At 66.9% G+C, this 5,304-nt stretch carries 4 protein-coding genes and 1 pseudogene; 4 read left to right on the top strand and 1 reads right to left on the bottom strand.

All coding sequences use genetic code 11. The features are described from left to right. The 3 genes and pseudogenes from DBR22_RS00995 to DBR22_RS00985 form a co-directional block, all read left to right on the top strand. Positions 1-338, top strand: a 338-nt coding sequence (locus DBR22_RS00995) for a DMT family transporter (protein WP_181364971.1), incomplete at its 5' end; no start/stop codon positions are given. A gap of 141 nt (positions 339-479) precedes the next feature. After that, positions 480-1,865, top strand: a complete 1,386-nt coding sequence (locus DBR22_RS00990) for a glycine--tRNA ligase (RefSeq protein ID WP_108597372.1) — start codon at positions 480-482, stop codon at positions 1,863-1,865. Between the two features lie 2 nt (positions 1,866-1,867). Next, positions 1,868-2,910: pseudogene (locus DBR22_RS00985) on the top strand (GNAT family N-acetyltransferase). A gap of 58 nt (positions 2,911-2,968) precedes the next feature. On the opposite strand, the gene DBR22_RS00980 reads toward DBR22_RS00985, so the two are convergent. Further along, positions 2,969-3,721, bottom strand: a complete 753-nt coding sequence (locus DBR22_RS00980; protein WP_258228997.1) for an alpha/beta hydrolase — start codon at positions 3,719-3,721, stop codon at positions 2,969-2,971. Positions 3,722-3,804: 83 nt separating this feature from the next. Here DBR22_RS00980 and DBR22_RS00975 point away from each other — a divergent pair. Beyond that, positions 3,805-5,304, top strand: a 1,500-nt coding sequence (locus tag DBR22_RS00975) for a YibE/F family protein (RefSeq protein ID WP_108597373.1), incomplete at its 3' end; no start/stop codon positions are given.

Raw genomic sequence — 5,304 nt, 5'->3', positions numbered from 1 at the left:
GCGCCATCGTGCTCTGGATTGCGTGGGGCGCCAAGCTGGCGCTGTCCGGGCCGGGCAACCCGCTTCCCGCCGAGTGGTGGTACTACCTGGGCGGCCCGATGGGCTGCGTCTTCATCGGCGTGGGCGCGCTGCTGGTGCGCAGCCTGGGGGTACTTGTCACCGGACTGGGCATGATCGCCGGGCAGCTTCTTGGTTCCCTGGGCCTGGACCTGCTGGTTCCGTCCCCGGGTACCGTAGTGGCCCCCGCCACCGTCCTGGGAACACTGCTGACCCTGGCCGCCATCATCCTGGCCACCCTGCCCTGGCCCAGGGGCGCCTTCAGGAGACAGGGCCGGTAGGCTAGGACACGCGACTTACGCCGCGCCCTTCGTTTCCTTCGCCCCGCCCCGCCCGCACCCTGCGGTGATGCACCCACGTGCAGCGGGCCAGATAAACCGCGGACCGCACCCAGCGGCCCTGTAGAAATTGGAGTTCCACCCATGGCACCTAAATCCGTTCTCGACCAGGTCATCTCCCTCTCCAAGCGGAGGGGCTTTGTTTTCCAGGCCGGTGAAATCTATGGTGGTTCCCGTTCTGCCTGGGACTACGGGCCCCTTGGCGCGGAGCTGAAGGAAAACATCAAGCGCCAGTGGTGGCAGTCCATGGTCCGCGGCCGCGAAGACGTAGTGGGCCTGGATTCCTCCGTCATCCTGCCCCGCCAGGTCTGGGAAGCCTCCGGCCACGTGGACGTGTTCTCCGACCCGCTGGTGGAATGCCTGTCCTGCCACAAGCGCTACCGGGCCGACCACCTCGAGGAAGAGTTTGAGGAAAAGAAGGGCCGCCCCGCAGAAAACGGCCTGAAGGACATTGCCTGCGCCAACTGCGGAACCCGCGGCGAATGGACCGAACCCCAGGAATTCTCCGGCCTGCTGAAAACCTACCTGGGCCCCGTGGCAAGCGAAGAAGGGCTGCACTACCTGCGCCCCGAAACCGCCCAGGGCATCTTTGTGAACTTCAGCAACGTCCTCACCACGTCCCGCAAGAAGCCGCCGTTCGGCATCGGCCAGATCGGCAAGTCCTTCCGGAACGAGATCACGCCGGGCAACTTCATCTTCCGCACCCGCGAGTTCGAGCAGATGGAAATGGAGTTCTTCGTCGAGCCCGGCACCGATGAGGAATGGCACCGGTACTGGATGAAGGAGCGCATGTCCTGGTACACAGGCCTGGGCATCCGCGAGGAGAACCTGCGCTTCTTCGAGCACCCGCTGGAGAAGCTCAGCCACTACTCCAAGGGCACCACGGACATCGAATACCGTTTCGGTTTCCAGGGCTCCGAGTGGGGCGAGCTTGAAGGCATCGCCAACCGCACCGATTTTGACCTCTCCACCCACTCCAAGGCTTCCGGCCAGGACCTGAGCTACTTCAACCAGGCCACCAACGAGCGGTACACGCCCTACGTCATCGAGCCCGCCGCCGGGCTGACCCGCTCCTTCATGGCGTTCCTCGTGGACGCCTACACCGAGGACGAGGCACCCAACGCCAAGGGCGGCGTCGACGTCCGCACCGTGCTGCGGCTGGACCCGCGCCTGGCACCGGTCAAGGCCGCCGTGCTTCCGCTGAGCCGCAACGAGGACCTCTCCCCGAAAGCCAAGGACCTGGGCGCGCAGCTGCGCAAGAACTGGAACATCGACTTCGACGACGCCGGCGCTATCGGCCGCCGCTACCGCCGCCAGGACGAGATCGGCACCCCGTTCTGCATCACTGTGGACTTCGACACCCTCGATGACCAGGCCGTCACCATCCGCGAGCGCGACACCATGAGCCAGGAACGGGTTTCCCTGGACAAGGTGGAAGGCTACCTGGCCGCCCGCCTGATCGGCGCCTGAGCGTGGCCATCGAGTACCGCGCCTGGCGCGAGGGAGATGACCTGGCGCTGCTGGAGGTCTGGGGCGGACCGGAAACGGACCAGTCCCGGCAGTTCCGCGGCGCACTGACCGTCTCCTCTGCAGGGACGGACGGAACGCCGTGGCGCCGCACCATCGTGGCCGAGGACGTCATCGACGGCGTCGGCATCCCGGTGGCAGCGGGCGTGGTCTACGAGGCCTCGCTGCACCCTGAACGGCTCTGGGCCTACATCGAGGTGGCCCGGGACCACCGCCGCGCCGGCATCGGCGCCACGCTCCTGGCCATGCTGCGCCGGGAAGCTGAACAGTCGCCGTCGGGCGTCACCAGGCTCCGGGCGAAGGTGCAGCCCGGCACCCCGGGGAGGCATTCGCCACGGCCGCCGGGCTGGCACCCATCCAGCGGTCCCGCCTTGTAGTGGTGGAGCCCGGCGCCCTGAAGCTTCCGGTGTTCCCCGCAAAGAACGACGGCGGCGGGCCGGCAAACGATGAAAACGCCGGGTCGGACGTGGTCATGGACCTCGCTACCGGGTCCGTTGAGCTGACCGACGTGGTGGGGCGTTACTACACCTCCATCCACGGCTGGGATTCGCCCGGGGTGCTGTCGGCGGGGCAGGTGCAGAAGCTTTTCCTGGACGATCTCACCGGTGCTCACGGGGCGATCGTCCTGCGGGCAGAACCGGAATCCGCCTTCGGTGCCGGCGTGGCCCCGAGCAGGAAGGGCAGGATCCGGGCGTTCGCGGTGAGCTATGCCGAGGCAGCCCAGGATCCGATGGCCGCGGCCGGTACGGCGTCCGCCACACACGGCGATGCCCGGGCCACCGATGTGTTTGTGGGCCACGAGCCCAACCTGGCGGCCGGCGACGCCGCCGCTGCGGTCCGCGACCTGCTGGCGCTCCTGGCGTACCAGCACCCCGTCATGCTGGAACTGGACGATTCCATGGCAGCCTTGCGTGCCGCCGTCGAGCCGTTGCTGGACAGTGGCCGGGCGCGCCAGATCGGTGCGGACACGCTGGTCATCTCGGACTGACATTCAGTCATTGACTGGCACTTCGGGCCAACTGAATGCCCTCCCGCCGGGGGAGGGCTCACAGCGTCACGTGCACGGACGATTCAGGGAGCAGTTCGTCAAGGGCACGGGCTGCCGGATCCGTGGCGCCAAGGTGCTCGCAGAAGGCCTTCATCACAAAACCGGTGGACAGGGCGTGCCACAGCCGGACGCGGCGGATCATGAAGTGCCCGGCGCCTTTGAGCGAGACATACTGCATGGAGGCGGCCTCTTCGGCGGCGCGCCGCGCGAACTTCAGGGATTCCGTGGGGCTGGTCATCCGGTCCCCGGTGCCGTGCACAATCAGGACCCGTCGGCCGGCAACCCTTGAAGCGGGTGTGCCGGGGTTCAGCCAGGGCGCGAGTGCAACCACGGCTTCCACCTGGGGATGATCGGCGGCGCATACTGCCGTGAGGCCGCCCATGGAATGGCCCACCAGGTACACGGGCAACCCTGGATGCTTCATGCTGATCTGCTGGAGGGCCCAGCGGGCATCCCTTAGCGCGGACATGTCCTGGCCGTTCCAGCCCCGGACACTGTTCCTCAGGGACCAGACCGCCAGCCCGTGGTTCTTTCCGGACCGGTGAAGCTTGCGGGCGAAGGGAACCATCCGGAGCGGGCTGAGCTGGCGGGCCTCCACCGGTTCGAAGCTGTGTGATTTGCCGCCGTGCAGCACCAGGGCCACACCCTTGACGGGCCCCGAAGCCTCGAGGACCGTCAGCACAGCCTGCTGCCTGGCCCCGGACTCGGTGGCGGGTACATTGCGGTGCTGCTCAGTCTTGCCGTTCGTCACGCTGGTTCCTTTCGGTTCCTGCCGCCCATTTATCAACCCTATGGTGCCGGACGTAGAGTTCAAGGTATGAGGATTTACTGCTGATGGGGTCCGGTCACTCCCACGCTCCCATAGGTCATTCGGAGCCAACAGCAGAAGCGATTGCCGCGCGAAGGAAAGCAAACCGCATCCTGGCAGCCGTGCTGGTGCCGCTGACGCTTCTGACCCTGGCTGCCATGGCGATGTTGTGGCCCTCCGGTTTCAAGGAGGGGATCACCCTCGCGAGCCCGTATTCGGCCGCGCCGGGGGTCACCTTCGATACCGGGAAGATCCAGAGCGTTGTTGAGGAAAGCTGCATGCAGGGCTCTACCGGCACCCTGCCGTCGGAGACCGAAGGCCAGGCCCCCCAGGGCTCCGACTGCATGTTCGCCTATACCCAGCCGGATCAGGGCGGCAGCCCGGTCAAAGTGGTGATCAACCCGGAAGTGGCCCAATCCCACGGCGTGAAGCCCGGCGATCAGATCAGGTACCTGAACCTGTCCAACGCCCCGGGCGCCGGGGCTTCTCAGGGCTCCCCGGCCTTCATTTTCGTGGACTTCGTGCGGACATTGCCCATCGTGCTGCTCTCGATCCTCTACGCAGCAGTGGTTATCGCGGTGGCGCGCTGGCGGGGATTCCGGGCGCTTGTGGGGCTGGTGGGCGCCTACTTCGTCCTGGCCGGCTTTATGCTGCCGGGCCTGGTGGAGGGCAAACCGCCGCTGCTGCTGGCGCTGGTGGGGTCAACGGTGATCATGATCGGGGTGCTGTATTTTGCCCACGGGTTCTCTGCCCGGACATCCACCGCGTTGCTGGGCACCATGTTCGGCCTGGCCATCACCGCGCTCCTGGCCGCCTGGGCCACCGACGCAGCCAACCTCGCCGGGGTGGGCAGCCACGATGCCACAACACTGATCAACACCTCGGCCAACATCTCCATTTCCGGGGTCATCCTCTGCGGCCTCATCATCTCCGGCCTGGGCGTCCTGAACGACGTGACCATCACGCAGTCCTCGGCAGTGTGGGAACTTTACGAACTGGCGCCGGGCACCAGCGCCCGGAAACTCTTCTCCTCGGCCATGCGGATCGGCCGGGACCACATCGCCTCCACGGTCTACACCATCGCGTTCGCCTACGCAGGCGCCGCGCTGCCCATCCTGATCATCGTGATGCTCTACGACCGCCCGCTGGGGGACACCCTGACCAGCGCCGAGCTTTCGGAGGAAGTCATCCGGACACTGGTTGGCTCCATCGGCCTGGTGCTCGCCATCCCGGTCACCACCCTGATCGCAGTGCTGGTGGTCAAGGCCACGGGCATCACAGTGGCTGGAGCGGCCGGCGGCGCTCCGGACGACCGGCACCGCACCGGTGCCGGTGATCCGTCGATCAACCCGGACGACGTCGTCGATACCGGTGCGCTCGCAGCGGCCGCTGCCAGCAGCCGCTCGCGACGGGCAACGACGGGAACAATTACCGGCTCCGGGACGCGCAGTGCCGACGGGAACCGCAGTGCCGATGCCGGGAACCGCAGTGCCGACGCCGACGCGCCGGAGACCCGGCGGGGACGC

This window comes from Arthrobacter sp. HMWF013, assembly GCF_003061105.1.
In the GTDB taxonomy this organism is placed as follows: domain Bacteria; phylum Actinomycetota; class Actinomycetes; order Actinomycetales; family Micrococcaceae; genus Arthrobacter.
Note: the sequence above shows the minus strand (reverse complement) of the source record. Positions and strands in the feature narration are given on the sequence as shown.